Source organism: Marinobacter sp. (assembly GCF_044799475.1).
In the GTDB taxonomy this organism is placed as follows: Bacteria; Pseudomonadota; Gammaproteobacteria; order Pseudomonadales; family Oleiphilaceae; genus Marinobacter.
In genome coordinates this window covers 715,742-735,579 of sequence record NZ_CP085217.1, presented here as the reverse complement: position 1 = coordinate 735,579, position 19,838 = coordinate 715,742, and the positions used below count along the sequence as shown (strand labels likewise).

Annotated in this window: 15 protein-coding genes; all 15 read left to right on the top strand. The window is 59.7% G+C overall.

Features of this window, described 5'->3' with window-relative positions; genetic code table 11:
* Positions 1 to 3: 3 nt before the first annotated feature.
* On the top strand, positions 4 to 1,326 hold the full coding sequence (tssK, locus tag LG327_RS03390; protein ID WP_404365755.1) for a type VI secretion system baseplate subunit TssK: 1,323 nt from the start codon (positions 4 to 6) through the stop codon (positions 1,324 to 1,326).
* 24 nt (positions 1,327 to 1,350) lie between these two features.
* Positions 1,351 to 2,628, top strand: coding sequence for a type IVB secretion system protein IcmH/DotU (icmH, locus tag LG327_RS03385; RefSeq protein WP_404365752.1), 1,278 nt, complete (start codon positions 1,351 to 1,353; stop codon positions 2,626 to 2,628).
* A 21-nt stretch (positions 2,629 to 2,649) separates the two neighbouring features.
* A complete protein-coding gene (tssM, locus tag LG327_RS03380) occupies positions 2,650 to 6,162 on the top strand; it encodes a type VI secretion system membrane subunit TssM (protein WP_404365749.1) in 3,513 nt (1,170 codons plus the stop codon).
* 16 nt (positions 6,163 to 6,178) lie between these two features.
* Positions 6,179 to 6,850 (top strand): type VI secretion system-associated protein TagF, encoded by a 672-nt coding sequence (gene tagF / locus LG327_RS03375; RefSeq protein WP_404365746.1) that lies wholly within the window; start codon positions 6,179 to 6,181, stop codon positions 6,848 to 6,850.
* A 4-nt stretch (positions 6,851 to 6,854) separates the two neighbouring features.
* Entirely contained in the window at positions 6,855 to 7,640 is a 786-nt protein-coding gene (locus tag LG327_RS03370) for a PP2C family protein-serine/threonine phosphatase (protein ID WP_404365744.1), read from the top strand.
* A gap of 31 nt (positions 7,641 to 7,671) precedes the next feature.
* Positions 7,672 to 8,802 (top strand): type VI secretion system protein TssA, encoded by a 1,131-nt coding sequence (tssA, locus tag LG327_RS03365; protein WP_404365742.1) that lies wholly within the window; start codon positions 7,672 to 7,674, stop codon positions 8,800 to 8,802.
* 42 nt (positions 8,803 to 8,844) lie between these two features.
* The gene (gene tssB, locus LG327_RS03360) at positions 8,845 to 9,354 is read left to right on the top strand and encodes a type VI secretion system contractile sheath small subunit (protein ID WP_404365739.1); all 510 of its coding nucleotides are present in this window, start codon (positions 8,845 to 8,847) and stop codon (positions 9,352 to 9,354) included.
* Positions 9,351 to 10,847 (top strand): type VI secretion system contractile sheath large subunit, encoded by a 1,497-nt coding sequence (gene tssC, locus LG327_RS03355; protein ID WP_404365736.1) that lies wholly within the window; start codon positions 9,351 to 9,353, stop codon positions 10,845 to 10,847. Before tssB ends, tssC (LG327_RS03355) begins: the two co-directional genes overlap by 4 nt.
* 109 nt (positions 10,848 to 10,956) lie before the next feature.
* Positions 10,957 to 12,465 carry a type VI secretion system contractile sheath large subunit gene (gene tssC, locus LG327_RS03350; protein WP_404365733.1) on the top strand — a complete coding sequence of 503 codons (1,509 nt, stop codon included), beginning with the start codon at positions 10,957 to 10,959 and terminating at the stop codon, positions 12,463 to 12,465.
* A 78-nt stretch (positions 12,466 to 12,543) separates the two neighbouring features.
* On the top strand, positions 12,544 to 13,350 hold the full coding sequence (locus tag LG327_RS03345) for a type VI secretion system accessory protein TagJ (protein WP_404365730.1): 807 nt from the start codon (positions 12,544 to 12,546) through the stop codon (positions 13,348 to 13,350).
* Positions 13,340 to 13,801: a type VI secretion system baseplate subunit TssE gene (gene tssE / locus LG327_RS03340; RefSeq protein WP_404365727.1), complete on the top strand. Its 462-nt coding sequence runs from the start codon at positions 13,340 to 13,342 to the stop codon at positions 13,799 to 13,801. Before LG327_RS03345 ends, tssE begins: the two co-directional genes overlap by 11 nt.
* Positions 13,801 to 15,615, top strand: a complete 1,815-nt coding sequence (tssF, locus tag LG327_RS03335) for a type VI secretion system baseplate subunit TssF (protein ID WP_404365724.1) — start codon at positions 13,801 to 13,803, stop codon at positions 15,613 to 15,615. Before tssE ends, tssF begins: the two co-directional genes overlap by 1 nt.
* A complete protein-coding gene (gene tssG, locus LG327_RS03330; RefSeq protein ID WP_404365721.1) occupies positions 15,612 to 16,613 on the top strand; it encodes a type VI secretion system baseplate subunit TssG in 1,002 nt (333 codons plus the stop codon). Before tssF ends, tssG begins: the two co-directional genes overlap by 4 nt.
* Positions 16,610 to 19,189, top strand: coding sequence for a type VI secretion system ATPase TssH (gene tssH / locus LG327_RS03325; protein ID WP_404369188.1), 2,580 nt, complete (start codon positions 16,610 to 16,612; stop codon positions 19,187 to 19,189). Before tssG ends, tssH begins: the two co-directional genes overlap by 4 nt.
* Positions 19,190 to 19,281: 92 nt before the next feature.
* The gene (locus LG327_RS03320) at positions 19,282 to 19,761 is read left to right on the top strand and encodes an Hcp family type VI secretion system effector (protein ID WP_404365719.1); all 480 of its coding nucleotides are present in this window, start codon (positions 19,282 to 19,284) and stop codon (positions 19,759 to 19,761) included.
* The last annotated feature ends 77 nt before the right edge of the window (positions 19,762 to 19,838 follow it).

The following is a 19,838-nucleotide window of genomic DNA, read 5'->3' as shown; positions in this document are numbered from 1 at the left end:
TTCATGGAGAGATTGGCCAAGGTTGCCTGGTCGGAAGGGATGCTGCTTCGGCCCCAGCATTTTCAGCAGCAGGACCGTTTCCTTTATCACATTGCCCGGCTTCGCCATGCACGACTCGCTCCCCATGGCTATGGTGTGACGGATTTTGCGCTGGATGATCAGGCGCTCGCTCTGGGCCAGGTCTGCCTCGTGCGGGCCAGCGGACTATTCCCCGATGGCATGCCCTTCAGCTTTGATCAGAAAGACAGCCTTGCTCTCGAGGTGCCGCCAGACGCCCGGGATGAACTGATCTACCTTGCCTTGCCGATGGAAAAGCAGGCCGGTATCAACATTGCTGCAGCAGATGGGGGGCAGGTGGCGCGTTTTGTACTGCGCAATGTGCCCATGCTGGATGACTCGCTTGACGATGGCGATGAGGAGTCTCTTGGCCTTGCCTATCTCAGCCCCTGCCTGCGACTCGGGCGTGAGGACATGGCAGGCTATGTAGCGCTACCGGTCGCCCGTATCATCGAGGTGATCAACGAAAAGGAAATCAGACTGGACCGCACTTTCATTGCGCCCTGTCTGGACGTCAGCAGGGTCCCGCCGCTGGCATCACTGCTCAGTGAGGCTCTGGCGATGGTCAAACAGCGGGCCGGGGCACTGTCGGTCCGCATGCAAAAAGGGGCAGAGCAGTCCACCACACTGTTTGATGTCCTGATGCTGCAGTCCCTCAATCGCTGGCAACCGGTTCTTGCTCACTTCAAATCCAGTGCCCGGGTTCACCCGGAGCGTTTTTACGAAGCTCTGGTCGGCCTGATTGGTGAGCTGGCCACTTTCACCCGTGCCGAGAAGCGTCCACCGGACCTTCCCGGCTATCGCCATGAAAAGCTGACAGAAACCTTCGGCGATCTGGCAGCAGTGCTGAGCCAGTCTCTGAGTACGGTTCTGGAGCAGACGGCCGTGGCCCTGAAGCTGGAAGAGGCCCAGTTCGGCATCCGAGTTGCACCCATGTCCGACAAGTCGCTGCTGGAATCCTCCCAGCTGGTCCTTGCCGTGCATGCCGACCTGACGACCGAGGATATCCGCAGGCGGTTGCCCGCCCAGATAAAGCTGGGGCCGGTGGAGCACATCCGGGATCTGGTCAACAACCACCTGCCAGGTATCTCCATAAGCGCCCTTCCGGTTGCGCCAAGACAGATTCCCTATCATGCGGGCTATCACTACTTCCTGCTGGACAGTCAGAGTGATCGCTGGCAGCAACTGAAGCAGAGCGGGGGCCTGGCCCTCCATGTTTCCGGAAATTATCCAGGCCTTGCCATAGAGCTGTGGGCCATTCGAGCATAACACTGGGTCAACAGGGACGTTCCCATGAGTGAGAATACAGTCATCAAACCCCGGCCTGGCGCCCGCCAGGCGTCGCCCCGCCGTGAACGGCCATCTGCTGGAGAAGACAGCACAGAGTTCGCACCGGTGGCAGCCAGCCGTCCCCGGGAGCGTTTTCGTCTGCCAGCGACCAATCTTGGCCCCGTCTGTGATCAGGCAAGCAGGCTGCTATCCCTGGCCGATCGCCTGGCCGAGTCGGAATCCGTCGCGGATATTGCCAGCCTCAAGCGCCAGTGCATGGATCTCATCCGGGAATACCGTCAGGCGCTGGGGGCCGCCAATCTGCTTCCGGACACCGTTGAAACGGCTTCCTACTGCGTCTGTGCTCTTCTGGATGAAATTGTACTGAACAGTGAGTGGGGGCAGGCTGGACGGTGGGCGGCGAGCTCATTGCTGTCCGAGTTTCACTCGCAGACCTGGGCTGGTACCCACTTTTTCGAGCTGGTTGACAAGGCGGTGCGGTCTTCCGGCATTCAGCTTCTGACACTGCAGTACCTGTGTCTCTCTCTGGGGTTCAAGGGCAAATTCCGCGTAGAGGAGCATGGTCAGGAACAGCTTGATACCCTCCGGGACAGCCTTTACCAGCAGATCTGTGCTGAGCGCGGGCGCTATGCCACTCCCTTTGATCGCAGCTGGGAACCCCGTGTTGTCACCGGCAATGCGCTGGGCCACAGCATCCCGGTCTGGGTTGTGGGCTCAGTCTGCGGCGTGGTCCTGCTGCTGGTTTACCTTGGCCTGACTCACAGGCTCGGCAACACCTCCGAGCCCCTAAGGGCGCAGATTGCCGGCCTGGGTGTGCCCGAGACCCTGAGCGCGGATCTGGTAACCGGCGAGCCTGCAGATGCACGTTACCTGAGGCAGATACTTCAGACCGAAATGGACCGGGGCTTTCTCGAAGTCACCATGGACGGCAACCGGGTGAAGCTTCTTATTGGTAACGAGGCCCTGTTTTCTTCCGGGCAAGCCGCCGTCCGGGAGGATATGGCACCGGTGCTGAGCAAGATTGCCAGGGCCCTCGAGTCGACCAGCGGCTCCATCATGGTGGCGGGGCACAGCGACAACCGGCCCATCGCAACCGATCGTTATCCTTCGAACTGGCATCTTTCGCTCGCCCGTGCCACAGCCGTATCCGACATGATGTCAGCGACGGTGGACTTCAACGGGCGGCTGTGGCCCGAAGGCCGCGGTGCAACAGAACCGCGTTTCGGAACTGATGCGCCACAGGACCGCAACCGGCGGGTCGAGATCACCCTTATTCCCTGAGTGACAGACAAGAGAGAGATTATGAGTGGCATTGCATGGATGCGCCGTCTGGGCAGTTTTTTAACCCTTCGGGTACTGTTTATGGGTCTTGGCGCTATCGCAGTAGCGCTGATTGTCTGGTTCGGCGGCCCCCTGATTGCCATTGCCGGATGGACACCCCTGTCTTCGGCCGCCGCCCGGATCATTTTTCTTTTGCTGATCGTAGTGTCAGTGCTGGCCAGATACCTGTGGCACGCCAGACGTCAGCGCCGTGACAATGAAATGGTTGTCAGCGAAATGATGGCCAGCAGCGAAAAGGACGATCTGCTCAGGGAAGAAGCCGACACCCAGCGGGACCGCCTCCGGCAGGCCCTGGCCATGGTCAGGAAATGGAAACCGGGCCGTTTCCGTTCCATCTACGAGTTGCCCTGGTACATGATTATCGGAGCGCCAGGTTCAGGCAAGTCGACGGCACTGCTCAACTCCGGGCTAGAGTTTCCCCTCAAGGATGAAATGGGTATTGATTCAGTCAGAGGTGTTGGCGGTACACGCTATTGCGACTGGTGGTTTACCAATCGCGCGGTCATCATCGATACCGCAGGCCGTTATACCACCCAGGAGAGTGCTGATCGACGCGATTCCCGGGGCTGGAACTCTTTTCTTGGCCTTCTGAAAAAATACCGTTCACGACAGCCCATCAATGGCGTCATTCTCTCCATCAGTGTTGCCGATCTTCTCGAGCAGACCCCCACTGAACAGATGCTGCATGCCCGGGCCCTCAAGCAGAGGGTCCAGGAGCTGAAAAACCGCCTTGGCGTGGTCTTCCCGGTCTATGTAGTGCTGACCAAGTTCGACCTGCTTGAGGGCTTCTCCGACACCTTTGGAATGCTCTCGGAGCGTGAGCGGGAAGAGGTCTTTGGCATGACCTTCGACCTGCACAGTGTCACTGATTCCGGAACTCTGCCGGCAACCTTCGACGGGGAGTTTGACCAGCTGCTTGAGCGTCTCAGCCAGTTCCTTCTGCACCGTTTGCAGCAGGAGCGGACGCCGGCAACCCGTCGCCGGATCTATCAGTTCCCCAAACAGACTGCATTGCTGCGCGCTCCGCTGTGGAATCTGATCAAGGAAGTCTTTTCTCCCTCAGCCTATGAGGAAGTCCCTCTTCTGCGGGGTATTTATCTGGTGTCATCAGAGCAGGGCGGACGGACCCTTGACAAGGTTTCCCGGCTCGTGGACGACCAGTTCCGGCTGCAGGTGCCGGAGACCAGAAATCCGGCCAGACCTGCCACCCAGGATGGATTCTTCCTGCGGCACCTGTTTGAGAACATCGTTTTTTCAGAGTCCGGTCTTGCCAGTGCCGATGGCCGTAAGGAACAACAGTTTATCTGGCTTCGCCGTGCCGTATTTGCCGGACTGGGTCTGGTCACGCTTGGCCTGGGGTCAGCATGGGCGATGAGCTACCAGTGGAATACGGATCTGATTGCCCTCTATGAAAGCGAGGTGGAAGAGCTTGGCCAGGCGTTGGCTGAACCGCACCAGGACTGGGTAAAACTTGATGGGATCCTGTCAAAGGCCGCCGGCATTCCTGGGGTGCAGGGCTCGCCAATGCCGGCAGGGAAAGTGACACAGATGGGTCTTTACCAGGGCGACACCCTCGCAGACGATGCGGGGCAGGCCTACGGACGGCTGCTGGCCCTGCACTTTGGCAGCAGGCTGAAAGAAACCCAGGAAGCAGCCATTAACGGGAACCTGGCGAATCTTGAGTATCTTTATGAAACCCTCAAGACCTACCTCATGCTTAACCAGCTCCGTCATCTGGACCGGGATCAGGTTTATGCCTGGTTTGATCTGATGCTTTCCCGGCAGCTGCCGGGGGAGGTCAACCGGCAAAGCCGTGAATCCCTGCTGGCGCACCTCGGGCACTATCTGAACCTTGAAGTCAGTTTTCCACTGGATGAAGAACTGGTCGCGCGTGCCCGCGCTGAACTGACGTCCATGCCGCTGGCTGAACGTGCCTATCAACGGATAAAGATGGATGCCTCCCTGTCGTCACTGCCATCCTTCCGTCTGCCTATGGTGCTTGGCTCGGTGGCCGACCGCGTATTTGAGCGACGGTCCGGAAGGAGTCTTAAGGAAGGTGTTCCCGGGTTCTACACCATTAATGGCTATCAGGGCATTTTTGAACCGGAGAAGAACAAGATCGTCAGCCGTCTTCTGGAAGACTCCTGGGTTTACGGTGAGGAGTCACAGGATTTCCGCAATCTCGACGAGGCGGCCATCAGAACCCAGGTGGCGGATCGTTATTTCCGCGACTACGTCCATGTCTGGGAGGAGTTCCTGGGAGACCTTCGTGTAAGATCTTTTGCCAGCCAGACCGATGGCATGCGTGTTGCGGGAGCTCTGGCCGGTCCGGAAGCACCGATTGGCCGGCTGATGAAAGCGGTCAGGCTCAATACCGAACTGAGCAGGCCAGACGAAACCAGCGCCGGTGCTGACGCCGCCGGAGACGCCGCCAGCAGCCGGCTGGCCCAGCGCAGTCGGGCCCTGAGCGGGCTGATGCAGGCCATGCCTGGGGAGGCGGAAGAGCAGACGACCCTGGTGGATCGGGCATTCAAGCCCATGCACCAGATCGAGGATGAGACCTTCGACCGCCTCCAGGCAGAAGCAAAACTGATTGCCAGGTATTTTGAAGAACAGAGCGGTGGCCGGCCAGCTGCCCTGGCTACCGTCAGCCGCGACCAGTTTGATGAGGCCGTCAGGGGCTTTTTCAGTACCGCCGGCGATAACGGATCTGCACTGTTCACGAACATGTTTCAGGGTTTTGTCAGTGACTCGAGGCGGCAGGTGAAAGTTTCGGTAACCCGCAAGATCAACGAGATCTGGCGAAGCATGGTGTATTCCGACTACCAGCAGGCGATTGCCGGCAATTACCCCTTCACTCGTGAATCGGTTACTGATGTGGCGCTTACGGATTTTGCCAACTTTTTCGGCTACGGAGGCACCCTTGACCAGTTTTTCGAGCGTTATCTGGCCATCCATGTGGATACCAGCCAGTCGCCCTGGCGCCTGAAAAATGACATAGGCATCAGTCGCCGAAGCCTTCAGCTGTTTGAGAATGCTCGCAAAATCCGGGAGGCATTTTTTGAGCGGGGAAGCCGGACACCAGCTGTGGCGTTTGCCCTGAAGCCGGTTTACCTGGATAGTCGCATCACCCAGTTCATGCTGGATATAGACGGCCAGACCCTGGTTTATCGCCACGGGCCCGCCAGAACCGTGGGCTTTAGCTGGCCCGAGCAGGCAGGCGCCCGGCAGACGCGGATATCTTTAACTCCTGGCCGCAGTGAGCAGGAGTCCGCCCAGCAGACCTGGCAGGGTACCTGGGCTGTATTCCGGATGCTACAGGCCGCCGGAGCCATGAACACTTCAAGCCGGACACAGGGGCTGAACATACTCCTTGACGAGTACCTGGCGCGCCTGGAGTTGACCACCGGGTCCGTAAAACACCCATTTGATGCGGCGATGCTGGAAAGCTTCCGTCTGCCATCATCACTCTGAAAGGGGAAAGACAGCCATGACCTGGGGTTATCTGGGTAAGGTCCCGAACCGGGGCGATTTCCTCACTCACAATGTCCAGCCAGCCATGCGGGACCTGTTTTTCGAATGGTGCCAGGCAACCATGGCGGTAAGCCGGGAACAGCTGGGGGACGAGTGGCTTGACGCTTGGCTGACGTCGCCAATCTGGCACTTTGCCGCTGGCCCCGGAGTGCTTGCCGAACACGGCGTGCTGGGAACCATGATTCCCTCGGTGGACCGTGTGGGGCGGCATTTTCCATTTCTTGTGCTGGCGGATTTCGCGGGATCGACTCTTGAGGCATGGCGCCAGCCGGAATGGTCGTCCCAGCTGGAGGACTGCATTCTGGGTGTTCTGGACGACGAATGGGATGAGGCCAGCTGGCAGCATAGGCTGGCTCTGGTGGAACTGCCCCCGGTGTGTCCCGCTCGGCTCAGGTGGCCCAGGGAGGAAGGCAACCTGATGATTCCTGCCGGAGCAGAAGAGGCCGAGTGGTTACGGGCGCTTCTTGAGCGCAATCCGGAACTTGTCATGTGGTGGACCCAGGGGTCGGCCTATGTGGAAGCAACGACACTGATGACCAGCGGCCTACCGAAGGTTGGCCAGTTTGCATCCATGATGGTTGGCCAGTGGCGCAAGCACGGCTGGCAGCAAGCTGCCCTGACGGAGTGAGCGGATGTCCTTCAGAACAGCCAGTTTTACCCATCGTGGGGGGGTGAGAAAACACAACGAAGATGCCCTGCTGGACGCGACGGAGGCAGGTGTCTGGGTGGTGGCTGATGGCATGGGGGGCTATCAGGCCGGCGATGTAGCCAGCCAGCTTGCCTGTGACACGGTTGCCGGGGAGTTGCGGCGAGCCGGCAACCTGATTTCTCCCGCAGACCTGGAGCGCGCACTCTGCGAAGCCAATAGCCGTATCCGGCAGTATGGCCGGGAATCCCTTGATAACCAGACCCTCGGCTCAACCGTTGTGGCGTTGTTTATTGAAGGCGACCGCTATCATCTTTTCTGGGCGGGCGACAGTCGCTGCTATGTCATCAGAAAGCGGGAGGTTGAGCAGATTTCGCGGGATCACAGCCAGGTTGCGGAGATGGTTGACCGGGGGATTCTGCAGGCTTCTGAAGCGGAGCGGCATCCCCTCGCTCACGTGATAACCCGCGCTCTCGGCGTGGATGATACGGTAGCACTTGACTATCGCACCGGACCCGTTGCGCGGGGAGACACTTTTCTTTTGTGCAGTGACGGGGTCAGCAAGGAATTCAGTCATGCGAACCTGGCAGGCTTTCTCAGGGATGGCGAGATAGAAGAAGCGGGCCAGGCGATCATGCATTCGGCACTGGTTAACAAATGCAATGATAATATCAGCTGCATTATTGTTAACGTTGGGGGCCACTGTTATAGTTCGCCCGCTCTGGACAATACCGAGGACATGACGGTCCCAATCCGGTCCCAGACAGTGTGATGGATCACAATCAAGTTGCGCAGGATGCCGCATGTACACCGACGTTGCCCCCATTTTTGACATCGATTCCCTGCTGGCTGATATCTCACCCGACCTTCCCTGTGGTGACGATACCCGTGAGGACGCATCGCCTCACTCTCCCTATTTCAATCTCAAAGATCTGAGAAACCAGGCCCGGGCCCTTGAGCGTCAGATACTTGCCGAAGACGATCTGCCCCAGATCCAGCACTGGAAACAGCTGGCCATGGACATACCACCGGTTCTTGCGGAGCGCAGCAAGGATCTTGAGTTTGTCGCCTGGTATATCGAATCCCTGTGCCGTGAGTACGGTTTTTCCGGCTTGGCGCAGGGTTTTGAGCTTGCCCGCTGCATCATCGAAAACCACTGGGAAAACCTGCATCCGCAGCCGGACGAGGAAGGTCTCTCTACACGGATCGCGCCTCTGGTGGGGCTGAACGGCGTAGATGGTGAAGGCACATTGATTCAGCCGATCCTTTCAATACCCCTCTTCAGCTGCCCATCCCTGGGTTCCTTTGCCACCTGGCACGCCGAGCAGGTCGCAGAAATCAACCGGATGGGCGAGGACAAGGCAAAGCAGCGGATCAGGGCCGGTGCCGCATCGCCGGATGATCTCGTCCAGGCCGTCCGGGAAACCCCCATGGAAAGCCTGCTGGAAATTCACCGTGGTATCACGGGTGCCCAGGCTTCCTTTGTGGCGCTCTCGGATGCCATGGACAGGGTGATGGGCGGCGAGCCGCAGCCCACCACGAATATCCGCAAGGCCCTGGAACGCTGCAAAAGCACACTGATGCACCAGGCCGGTGAGCAGATCGAGCGGGCGCTGGCCAGAAAACCGATTCAGGCGTCAGCGGGCGCAGCTGTTCCGGATGGCCAGGAGTCTTCAGCGAGCGCGTCCGTCTCTGTCCTTGATGCAGTTCAGGTTGCCATCGAGAGTCGCAGCCAGGCCCTTGATCAGTTACGGCAGCTGTCGGATTTTTTCCGCCAGACCGAACCCCATTCGCCGGTTTCCTATGCCATCAGTCAGGCCATTCGCTGGAGCGAATTGTCCCTGCCCGAGTTGATGCAGGAGCTAATTTCCGACAGCGGAGCCAGAGAAGGGTTCTGTCGTGTTACCGGTGTGCCCGCCCCCGAGAAGGGGTAGGTGGTAGCTATCAACCAGTGAAGCGCTAAAGGAGACAGAGACATGGAAAGCATTCACGATAAACTCTCCCGGGTCAGAAAGCCCAGGGTTCATATTACCTATGACGTCGAAACCGAAGGTGCGATGGTCAAGAAAGAGTTGCCCTTTGTTGTCGGAGTCATGGGCGACTTTTCCGGAAACAACGATGACAACCTCAAGCCGCTCAAGGACCGCCGGTTTATCCAGATAGACCGGGACAGCTTTGACGACGTTCTGCGGCGCATGAGCCCAAAGCTCAAGCTCAAGGTGGACAACCGTCTGACGGATGACGGCTCCCAGATGGCAGTGGAGCTGGCCTTCAACTCAATGGACGACTTCCAGCCAGCCTCGATCGTCAATCAGGTGGACCCACTGCGTCAGCTCATGGAAACACGTAACAAGCTGCGGGACCTGATGACCAAGGTAGACCGTTCCGAGGAGCTCGAGGAGCTGCTCGAGCGTGTGCTGAACAACTCTGATGATCTGCAGAAACTCGCCAATGATCTGGGCGACAGGGAAGGAGCCGAACAATGAGCGCTGAAAATCAGGCAGCAGAAGCCCTCGTAGCTGAAGAGATCCAGACCCTCAGTCTGCTGGAGCAGGCTATTGGAGCCACCAAACAGACCGAGAGCGACCGTGCCACGGATTTGATCCGCACGCTGGCAGAAGAAGCCATGAAAGGCACGGTTACCTGGAACAGGAACCTCACGGTGACTTTCACCCAGGCGATTTCGGCACTGGACGGAATGATTTCCCGCCAGCTTTCCGAAATCATGCATCAGGAAGAATTCCAGAAGCTGGAAGGCTCCTGGCGCGGGATGCATCATCTGGTGATGAACTCGGAGACCAGCGCGACCCTGAAGATCCGCGTGCTCAACCTGAGCAAGAAGGATCTGCACAAGGATCTTTCCAAGGCGGTCGAGTTCGACCAGAGCCAGATCTTCAAGAAAATCTACGAGTCCGAATTTGGCACCCCCGGTGGCGAGCCATACGGTGTCATGATTGGTGATTACGAGTTCAGCAATCATCCGTCCGACGTGGAAACCCTTGGCCTCATGTCCAATGTCGCCGCTGCCGGCTTCTGCCCGTTTGTCTCTGCCGCCGGCTCCGGCCTGTTTGGCTTTGACGACTGGACGGAGCTTTCCAAACCCCGCGACCTGGAAAAGGTTTTTGAGTCCCTTGAGTACACCAAGTGGCGTTCCTTCCGGGAAAGCGAAGATTCCCGCTTCGTGACCCTCGCCATGCCCCGTGTGCTGGCCCGTCTGCCCTATGGCGCCAGCACCCGGCCGGTGGAAGAGTTTGGCTTTGAAGAGTTCAGGCTTGATCCGGAGACCGGCATGTCGGTGAACACGGATCACGATGAATACTGCTGGATGAATGCCTCCTATGTTCTGGGCACCAGAATGACCCAGGCCTTCGCCAAATACGGTTTCTGCACGGCTATCCGCGGTGCCGAAGGTGGCGGCAAGGTGGAAGGTCTGCCCACGCACATCTTCAAGAGCGATGACGGCGACCCGGACCTGAAGTGCCCAACCGAGATAGGGATCACTGACCGTCGCGAAGCAGAGCTGAGCAAGCTGGGCTTCCTGCCCCTGTCCCACTACAAGAACACGGATTATGCGGTGTTTTTCGGTGCCCAGAGCTGCCAGAAGCCGAAGATCTATGACAATCCCGATGCCACCGCGAACGCAGCTATCTCTGCGCGTCTGCCCTACATGATGGCCACTTCCCGCTTTGCCCATTACCTCAAGGTCATGGCACGGGACAAGATCGGCTCCTTCATGGAAGCAGAAGACGTCGAAAGCTGGCTGAACCGCTGGATTCTGGGCTACGTCAATGCCTCCGAAGGTGGTGGGCAGGAGATCCGTGCCAAGTTCCCGCTGGCAGATGCCAAGGTTCAGGTACGTGAAATCCCCGGGCGTCCTGGCTCCTACAATGCCATTGCATGGCTGCGCCCCTGGCTGCAGATGGAAGAGCTGACCACGTCCCTGCGACTGGTCGCAAAGATTCCGGAGATGGGCAACTAGGCTTCCATCGAAAGAATGCAAGCGCAATAAGCCGGAAGTTCACGGATGAACCCGACCGGTCAGGTCATGACTCCATGTACATGACCGGTCCTGATTCCAGGGAAGCGATATGAGTGCCGCCATGCAGTTCGTTGGCAGAGACTATCTGGATACGCTGGAAGTGTCCGTCGGGGCGCCAGTCCTGGAGGCGGGTTTTGCGTCCCGTCTGGTGGCCGAAGCCGACGATCTTCAGGCCCTGCTGATGCTGCTTGGGCGGGCAGATCCCGAGAAAGCCTGGACCAGGGGGAGTGTGACAGCCCTGCTCGCCAGGATGCTGACCGAGCTGGACAGGACCATCAACAGCCAGCTGAACGGGATTCTGCATCATCGGGAGTTCCAGGCGCTCGAGGCCAACTGGCGCGGGGTCTGGCTTTTGACGGAGCAGGCAGCCCACAACGACAGCGAAGGTCTGGTAAGGGTAAAGGTGCTGGATCTGGGCTGGCGGGAGCTGGCCCGAGATCTCTCCCGGTCCATCGAATTTGACCAGTCGCGGCTGTTTGCCAAGATCTACTCCCATGAATTTGGCAGCCCGGGCGGCGAGCCCTTTGGCCTGCTGCTGGGTGCCTACAGCGTCAGCCACAGGGCCAATGGTGGGCAGGCAAACCTGGACACCCTGAAGGGCCTGACGCAGATCGCCGCTGCGGCATTTGCGCCGATGATTCTGAACGCAGAACCGGGTTTTTTCGGTGTCGACCGGTTCTCCGAGCTCACCGGTGTGACCGAGCTGAGCAGCCATTTCGCCCAGCCTGAAATGGCCAAGTGGCGCTCCCTTCGCGCCATGGACGACGCGCGCTTTCTGGGACTGGCAGTACCGAGAATGCTCATGCGCCAGCCCTGGCGGGACCTGGGCCAGGGGCCGGAGGGATTTGGTTTCCGGGAGGAGAGGAACAGACCTGATCGCGATTTCCTCTGGGGTCATGCCTGCTTTTCGGTGGGTGTGGTGGCGATTCGGGCGTTCTGCGAATCGGGCTGGTTTGCCCAGATCCGGGGTTTCCGGTCCGGGCGGGTGGCCCATGGCACGGTTGATAATCTGCCGGCCATCCAGGCAATAACGCCTACCGGCGGCTTCTTTTCGACACGAAGCCCGGTGGACTGGCAGGTCACAGACAGGATGGAACGGATTCTGGCAGCAGAAGGCTTCCTGCCACTGATGCCGCTGGCCAATACGGAGATGCTGGTGATCCACGCCGTGCCCTCGGTGCAGGAGCCGGAAGATTTTGATCAGCAGGATGCCCGGGTCAGTGCCCGGCTGGCGGCCATGCTCCATTACACGCTGTGCGTGTCCCGTTTCGCCCACTATCTGAAAGTCATGGGACGGGACCGGGTGGGTGATTACCGCTCACCGGAAGAATGTGAAGCGCAGTTACAGCGCTGGTTACATGGTTACACCATGGCCACGGAAGGCGCCTCGGACGAGCTCCGGGCCAGATTTCCGCTGCGCAACGCCAGTGTGTCAGTGCGGGCCAGGGTGGGAGAGCCGGGTCGCTACTACTCGGTGATCCGGCTGCAGCCGCATTTCCAGCTCGATCAGCTGGTTACGGGAATGAGGCTGATCACGGAGCTGACTCCGGTGCAATAACGGAAGCAGTTCAGCAGAGCCTGAAAAATGGAACCGCCAGGCCCACCAGGGTCTGGCTCAAAGGAAAGGATGCCAGTAATGGACGCAGTCAGGGACTATCTCGCAGCAGGCGAGCTTCAGAAAGCCATCGAACAGGTGCAGAGCCAGGTGCGAAAGAATCCTGCCGCGGCGGATCTGCGGGCCTGCCTGGTGGAGCTGCTATGCCTCGCCGGGGATCTTGAGCGTGCAGACGACGTGCTGAGCGCCCTGGCCAGACATAACCCGGACTGGATACCCGGCGCCGCCAACCTGCGCCAGTTACTGCGTGCCCAGCAGGCACGGCTGGCCCTGCGGAAGGGCAGGCTGGCGGACGATGTGGTGGCAACACCTGGTCCTGCCCTGGAAGCCCTGCTGACCCTGAACCTGCACCTGACCCAGGGTGACCTGGCCCAGGCCGCCGAAGCAGCAGCTCAGCTCGAAGCCAGCCGGGAGCCCTGCCGGGTTCAGGTTGGATACGCCACGGGTGATATCCGGGACTGCGATGACAGCCTCGGTGGCTATGTCGACGGACTGGGCACCGACGGACGTTATTACCTGTGGCAGTGGAGCGAAATCCAGTCGGTGCGCCTCCACCCCCCTTCCTCACCGGTTGAGCTGATCTGGCGCAGGGCAGATTTCGAGCTGGCGGATGGACGCCAGGGCGAGGTGTTTCTGCCTCTGACCTACGCTGGCAGTAGCACGGACTCTCAGCGTCTGGGTCGCGAAACTGACTGGGTGGAACACACAGCGGGACTGGTTACCGGGGTTGGAACCAAAACCTGGCTGGTAGGCGACGTCGCAGTGGTTCTTGATGGCTCCAGTGTCGTGGAGCGCCAGCAGGTGGCAGAGACCAGCGATGCAGTCTGATATTCATGGCCGCCTTCAGCTGAGCCTGCTGGACCGCCTGATGGACGATGGTGTCAGCCGGCCAACGGTTGCGCACATACGACAGTCTGTGCGGCGGGATCTGGAGGCGCTGCTCAATGCCCGACGCTCATGGATTCCCTGCCCGGCTGCCTTTAAAGAGTTGGCCAAATCGGTGCTGGGCTACGGGCTGCCGGATTTTACGGTGATGGAGCTGAGCACCCAGGAAGGCCGTCAGTGGCTCTGCGATGAAGTCGAGCGGACCATTATCCGGTTTGAGCCACGGCTGGCCCGGGTCAGGGTGGAAATGAAGGATACCGCCGTACCGGTGGACCGGATGCTTCGGCTGCGTATCAACGCGGTTCTGCTGATTGATCCTGTGCCACAGCCGGTCGCCTTCGATTCGGAACTGGAGCCGGTCAGTCTGGCGGTTACCCTGCAGGAGTGTGCCTGATGAGTGATGAGCTGCTGCAGTATTACAACCGGGAGCTTGCCTACCTCAGGCGCCAGGGCGCCGAGTTTGCCCAGGCCTACCCCAAGGTTGCCGGCCGCCTGCGAATCAGCGAGGAATCCGTTGAGGATCCCCACGTGTCGCGTCTGCTGGAAGGGGTTGCTTTCATGACAGCCCAGATCCGCCAGCGTCTTGATGGTCATTTCCCGGAACTCACCGACATCCTGATGGGCACCCTGTACCCGGACTATCAGGCGCCGATTCCGTCCATGACGGTATTGCAGCTCGAACCCTCGGCGTCCCAGACCCATTCGGCCCGCCTGAAGGACAACCAGGGCTTCGATACTTCTGTTGAGCGCATGCCCAACTGTGAGTTTCACGCCTCGGGCGAGCACCATCTGGCTCCGATATCCGTCACCGGAGCCAGGTTCGAGAACAGTCCCTTTGACGCACCACGGCCACCAGGAGCAGAGGCTGCCCAGAGTGTTATCCGTATCCGGCTGGAGGGCGCAATCTCCCTGCAGGAAATGGATGTCCCCAATCTCCGTTTCTATCTTCACGGCCAGACCCATCACAGCCACGAGCTCTACGACCTGATTCTGCGCACGGGGCTGGGTTTTGCCGTGGTTCCGGTTGATGACCGAGACCAGTTGCGGTTCTTCCCGGCTGATCAGATCCAGCCGGTCGGGTTCGACTCCGCGGAAGCCCTCGTACCCTACGGTCAGCGCAGCTTTGATGGCTTCCGCCTGCTGGTTGAGCATTTCCTGTTTCCGGAAAAGTTTCTTTTCGCCCAACTGAACGGACTGGAAGGCCAGTGGCCAGATACCAGTCAGGTGGATCTCTACATTTATCTCGGAGAAAGCTCCGCGGAGCAGGAAAAGAGCTTCATCGCTGACCACATGCGGCTCTGGTGTCTGCCGGTGGTTAACCTGTTTGAAACCACCCTGGAACCCATGATCCGGGACGATTCGGAACACGAATATCGCCTGGTGTCCCGATACCAGCGTGCGGATGCCTTTGAGGTGGTGGGGATCCAGAATGTCAGCCTGGTGAATGGCGACAGGATCCGTGAGCTGGCTCCTTTCTATGGACTGGCTCATCCCCGCTGGCAGAATGATCTCGGCGTCTACTGGCATGCTCGCAGGCGGGATGCAGACTGGGCAGGTGGTCAGTACGAACCCGGCTCGGAAACCTGGCTGAGTCTGGTGGACAAACGGTTTGCGGAGCCGGGCGCCAGTGCTCTTCCGGCAGATGAAACCCTGGTGGTGAAGGCCCGCTGTTGCAATCGCAATGTGCCTGAGCGACTTCCTTTCGGCGGCGGCGCTCCGAAGTTTCGACCAATTGCCGAGCCGCTGATCGAACAGGCAACTGCTCTGCTTGCCCCTACCGCCACCGTGCGGCCGCAGCTCGCTGAAGCCAGTCGCTGGCAGTTCATCCGCAACCTCAATCTCGAGCACTTTGCCGGTGACGATGCCTGTGAAAGGCTCAAGGCGGTGCTGCAACTCCATGACTTCCGCCAGACTCCGGAGTCCCAGACACTGATCGAAGGCATAGACTCAGTCACCATCAAGCGGGCAGTGGCGCGTGTGGGTTCCGGGGTGCATCGCGGAGCCTGTCAGGGCAGCGAGATCATTGTCCGGTTTTCCAGGCCCCGCTACGCGGGCACCAGTATCTATCTGTTCTCAGCCATCCTTGATCGCTTCTTTGCCCAGTTCGCCCAGCTCAACAGCTTCACCCGGGTCCGGATCCGGCTCAGCGGCCACAACGAGGACTATCATGTGTGGCCTGCCCGCGCGGGGGAGAGGGAACTGCTGTGAGTCCGGTAACCGGTTCAAAACCTGGCGGCAGCTTTTTCCGGGAAGTCTGGCGCATCGAACGGCAGATTCGAGGCGGACGCTCTCTGTACCAGAGGGTTGGCCACGACGGCTGGCCGGCACAGGAACTGGTGAAGTTCCGCACCAGTCAGCACCTCGGTTTTGCCAGCCAGGATATCGTGGAAAACAGGACCGGTCGCAAACCCGAGGGCACACTGACGGCGGAGCTGTCGGTGGATTTCCTCGGCCTCACCGGCGCCAGGGGAGCGCTGCCCGTGAGCTATACGGAGCAGGTGCTGACACAGCTTAAAGCGAAGGATCCCGCTCTGAGGGACTTCCTGGATCTGTTCAACCACCGGCTGCTGTCTCTCTTTTACCGGAGCTGGGAAAAAACCCAGCCTGCCGTTGCCCAGGAGCGTGGAGAAGAAGACCCATTCACTCGCATTTTGCGGGCGCTGACCGGCAGTGAGGCGGACTGGGAAATCTATTACGGGGCTGCGCTTTCACGTGGCGCCCGTTCGGCCTCGACCCTCGCGTCCGTCCTCGCCGATCTCACCGGCATGCGGGTTGAAGTGCGGTCATTTCAGGGAGGCTGGGAGAGTCTGGCTGAGAGCGACCAGAGCCGGCTACCCAGTCGCCAGAGGCCAAAAGGGCAGTATGCACGGCTGGGCGAAGCCATGCTGGGCAGCCGGGTCTGGCTTGCGGACAAGGGCGCAGAAATTGTCTTCCACCCTGACGACCGTGCCGGGCTGGCAGGACTGCTGCCCCAGGGCATATTCAGTGAGGCTGTCGCCCGGATCAGCCAGCGTCTGGCCAGCGGTGCCTGTCAGTTGCGCTACCGGGTTATCTCTGCTGCCAGCGACCTGCCGGATGTGCGCCTGGGGCAGCAGGGCCGCCTCGGGGCGGACAGTTTCATCAGTGCTCGACGGTCACCTGATCACAGGGTCGAGGTCAGCTTCAAGCCAAGCCAGGGAAGGGAAAAAGCATCATGTCATCAATGACTTTGAAATCGCTCGTGGAAAAAATGAATGACAGCGGCCGGCAGGCCCTGGAGCGGGCAGTAGGTCTGTGTCATCAGCGCAGCCATCACACGGTGGAGGTTGAACACTTCCTGAAAGCCATGATGGCAGAACAGGACGCTGACCTGGCAGCTGTGCTGGCACATTTCGATCTGGACGGCTCGCGGCTGGAAGCCCAGCTGGACACGGCAATTGAGTCTTTCAGAACCGGCAGTGGCGCGACTCCCAGTCTTTCACCACGGCTCGTTGATCTGCTTCGCCAGTGCTGGCTCGATACCTCCATTGAGTTCGGCGAGCCGCTCATGCGCGGTGCAACCTTCCTGTTCAGCCTGCTCAATGATCCAGCCATGGCAGCACTCACCACCCGCTACGCCAGGGAGCTTGAGGGCCTTGACCCCAGCCGTCTGCTGACCGACTGGCCCATATTGAAGGAGAGCCTGGGTTCCGGCCAGGGCAGCCAGCCGGCTACCCGTGCCCGCAGGGAAGAGTGTCTCGACCAGTTCACCATAGATCTTACCACTCAGGCACGGGACGGCCTGCTGGATCCGGTGCTGGGGCGTGACGATGAAATCCGCCAGATGATCGACATTCTGACCCGTCGCCGCCAGAACAACCCGATCCTGACCGGCGAGGCGGGAGTGGGTAAGACCGCCGTAGTCGAGGGTCTGGCCCAGCGCATTGTCGAAGGCACCGTACCTGACTCCCTGAAAAACGCCCGCCTGCTTACCCTGGACCTGGCTCTGTTGCAGGCTGGAGCCGGAGTCAAAGGGGAATTCGAGAACCGGCTGAAAGGGGTCATAGAAGAAGTACACAGTGCTACCCATCCGGTGCTGCTATTTATCGATGAAGCCCACAACATGGTGGGCGCCGGCGGCCAGACCGGACAGAACGACGCAGCCAACCTGCTCAAGCCGGCGCTGGCGCGTGGCGAACTGCGCACCATCGCAGCCACAACCTGGTCAGAGTACAAAAAGTACTTCGAAAAAGACGCTGCCCTGACCCGCCGCTTCCAGGTGGTCAAGGTGGATGAGCCGGACGAGGCCACCGCCGTTCAGATTCTGCGTGGCCTTGCACCAACCCTCGAGAAGCACCATGGGGTGACCATTACGGATGCCGCGGCCCGGGCGGCCGTAAGCCTGTCAATGCGCTATCTGGCTGGCCGGCAGCTGCCTGACAAGGCTGTAGCCCTGCTGGATACCGCCTGCGCCCGTGTCGCCATGAGCCAGGCCAGCCTGCCGTCAGCACTGGAGCGCGCCCGGGCCAGACTGAGTGCACTGCAGACAGAGGCGGACATTCTTGCCCGGGAAAGCCGGATCGGTGCTGATCACGGAGCCCGTCTGGACGACCTGGCGACTCAGGTCCACCTGGCCCGTGGATCAGCCGAGGCTCTGGAACAGGTGTTCGAGGAAGAGAAGTCCCGGGTGGGAGCTGCCCGGGAACTGGGCCGCAAACTCACCGAAGCGGAAGACGCGGAACTGCTGGCGGAGCTCAACGAGCTGCGCAGCCAGCTCGCCGAGCGGGTTGAGCCCATGGTGCACTGGCAGGTGGACGACCAGCTGGTAGCAGAAGTTCTGGCAGACTGGACCGGGATTCCCATGGGTCGCATGCAGGCAGATGAAGTCGCCGGAATCCTGACGCTGGAGACCAGTCTGCAGGCCAGGGTCAAGGGCCAGAACCATGCCCTGGATGACATCGCCCGTACCATCCGCATCGCCCGTGCCGACCTGGCCGATGAGAAAAAACCGCTGGGGGTATTCCTGCTGGTGGGGCCGAGCGGCGTGGGCAAGACCGAGACTGCGCTGGCGCTGGCGGAGCAGGTATATGGCAGTGAAGCCAACATGACCGTCATCAACATGTCGGAATTCAAGGAAGAGCACAAGGTGTCCCAGCTGGTGGGCTCGCCCCCGGGATACGTTGGTTATGGCGAAGGCGGCGTACTGACGGAAGCCGTCCGCCGCAAGCCCTACGGCGTCATCCTTCTGGACGAAATGGAAAAGGCTCATCCCGGCGTTCAGGACATCTTCTATCAGGTGTTTGACAAGGGCATGTTGCGGGACGGCGAAGGCCAGGATGTGGACTTCAAGAATACCGTCATTCTCATGACCTCCAATGCCGGCTCGGAGCTTATCTCCGATCTCTATGCCGACGAGCTCACGGCACCGGAAGATCCTTCCGTGCTGAAAGAGGCGATCTGGGACGAATTACTCAAGATCTTCAAACCTGCCTTCCTGGGGCGGACCACCGTGCTGCCCTATCAGCCGCTGGGCAGGGACCAGCTGATGGAAATCACCCGTCTGCAACTTGAACGTGTGGCCGGTCGGGCCATGCGGCATCACAGGGTGCCTCTGGAGTACACGGATGAGGTGGTCGCCGCCATTGTCGAGCGTTGCACCGAGGCCAGCTCAGGGGCAAGAAACATACAGCAGATCCTGCAGCGTGAAGTGCTGCCGGTGATGTCGCAGCAGGTGCTGGAGTACCTGGCTGCGGAACAGGAATTCAAGCGGATAACTCTGTCGGTATCCGATGGTGCATTGACAGTGGATGTCGACAGGGCTTGAGCACCAGATCCTCGGATCGCCGTGATCAGCGGTGGTCAGGATGACTATGTCCTCGTTACAGGACGTAACTAAAACCAAAGGAGAAGTTGAAAATGCAAGCGAACACCTATCTGGATTACCAGGGCATCAAGGGCGAAACCACGGCTGAGCAGTACAAGGACATGGTCACGGTGCTGTCCATGGATTTCAACGTACACCGCGAGATTTCCTCGTACACCGGTACTTCCATGGACCGTGAAGCATCTGCTACACGCCTGGGCGACATCACCATCACCAAGCTGCAGGACAACTCCTCTCCCGAGTTCTTCAAGGAAGCCACCATTGGTAAGGGCAAGAAGGCCACCTTCTACATCACCAAGCAGGGCGAGAAGATTGAAGAAATCATGAAGATCGAGCTGACCGACGCCATGATCTCCAACTACTCCGTTTCTGTTGCCGGCGATCGTCCGACTGAAAGCCTGACCATCTCCTACACCGAAATGACCATGACCGTGACCCCGACTGATGACAAGAACTCTGTCACAGCTCCGCTGGTTTACGGCTACAGCGGTGCCAAGGGCCAGAAGCTTTAAAAAGCCCAGGGTCTCTGTCTCCGGGAGAGGGCTTCGGCCCTCTCCTTCCCCTTTTGTCTACGTATCAGGATGGCGCA

Excerpts from the sequence above, each read along its gene's own strand:
- LG327_RS03320 (WP_404365719.1), top strand. The coding sequence starts at position 19,282 with ATGCAAGCGAACACCTATCTGGATTACCAGGGCATCAAGGGCGAAACC.
- tssM (WP_404365749.1), top strand. The coding sequence starts at position 2,650 with ATGAGTGGCATTGCATGGATGCGCCGTCTGGGCAGTTTTTTAACCCTT.
- tssA (WP_404365742.1), top strand. The coding sequence starts at position 7,672 with ATGTACACCGACGTTGCCCCCATTTTTGACATCGATTCCCTGCTGGCT.
- LG327_RS03345 (WP_404365730.1), top strand. The coding sequence starts at position 12,544 with ATGGACGCAGTCAGGGACTATCTCGCAGCAGGCGAGCTTCAGAAAGCC.
- tssH (WP_404369188.1), top strand. The coding sequence starts at position 16,610 with ATGACTTTGAAATCGCTCGTGGAAAAAATGAATGACAGCGGCCGGCAG.
- tssB (WP_404365739.1), top strand. The coding sequence starts at position 8,845 with ATGGAAAGCATTCACGATAAACTCTCCCGGGTCAGAAAGCCCAGGGTT.
- tagF (WP_404365746.1), top strand. The coding sequence starts at position 6,179 with ATGACCTGGGGTTATCTGGGTAAGGTCCCGAACCGGGGCGATTTCCTC.
- tssC (WP_404365733.1), top strand. The coding sequence starts at position 10,957 with ATGAGTGCCGCCATGCAGTTCGTTGGCAGAGACTATCTGGATACGCTG.
- icmH (WP_404365752.1), top strand. The coding sequence starts at position 1,351 with ATGAGTGAGAATACAGTCATCAAACCCCGGCCTGGCGCCCGCCAGGCG.
- LG327_RS03370 (WP_404365744.1), top strand. The coding sequence starts at position 6,855 with ATGTCCTTCAGAACAGCCAGTTTTACCCATCGTGGGGGGGTGAGAAAA.
- tssE (WP_404365727.1), top strand. The coding sequence starts at position 13,340 with ATGCAGTCTGATATTCATGGCCGCCTTCAGCTGAGCCTGCTGGACCGC.
- tssC (WP_404365736.1), top strand. The coding sequence starts at position 9,351 with ATGAGCGCTGAAAATCAGGCAGCAGAAGCCCTCGTAGCTGAAGAGATC.
- tssF (WP_404365724.1), top strand. The coding sequence starts at position 13,801 with ATGAGTGATGAGCTGCTGCAGTATTACAACCGGGAGCTTGCCTACCTC.
- tssK (WP_404365755.1), top strand. The coding sequence starts at position 4 with ATGGAGAGATTGGCCAAGGTTGCCTGGTCGGAAGGGATGCTGCTTCGG.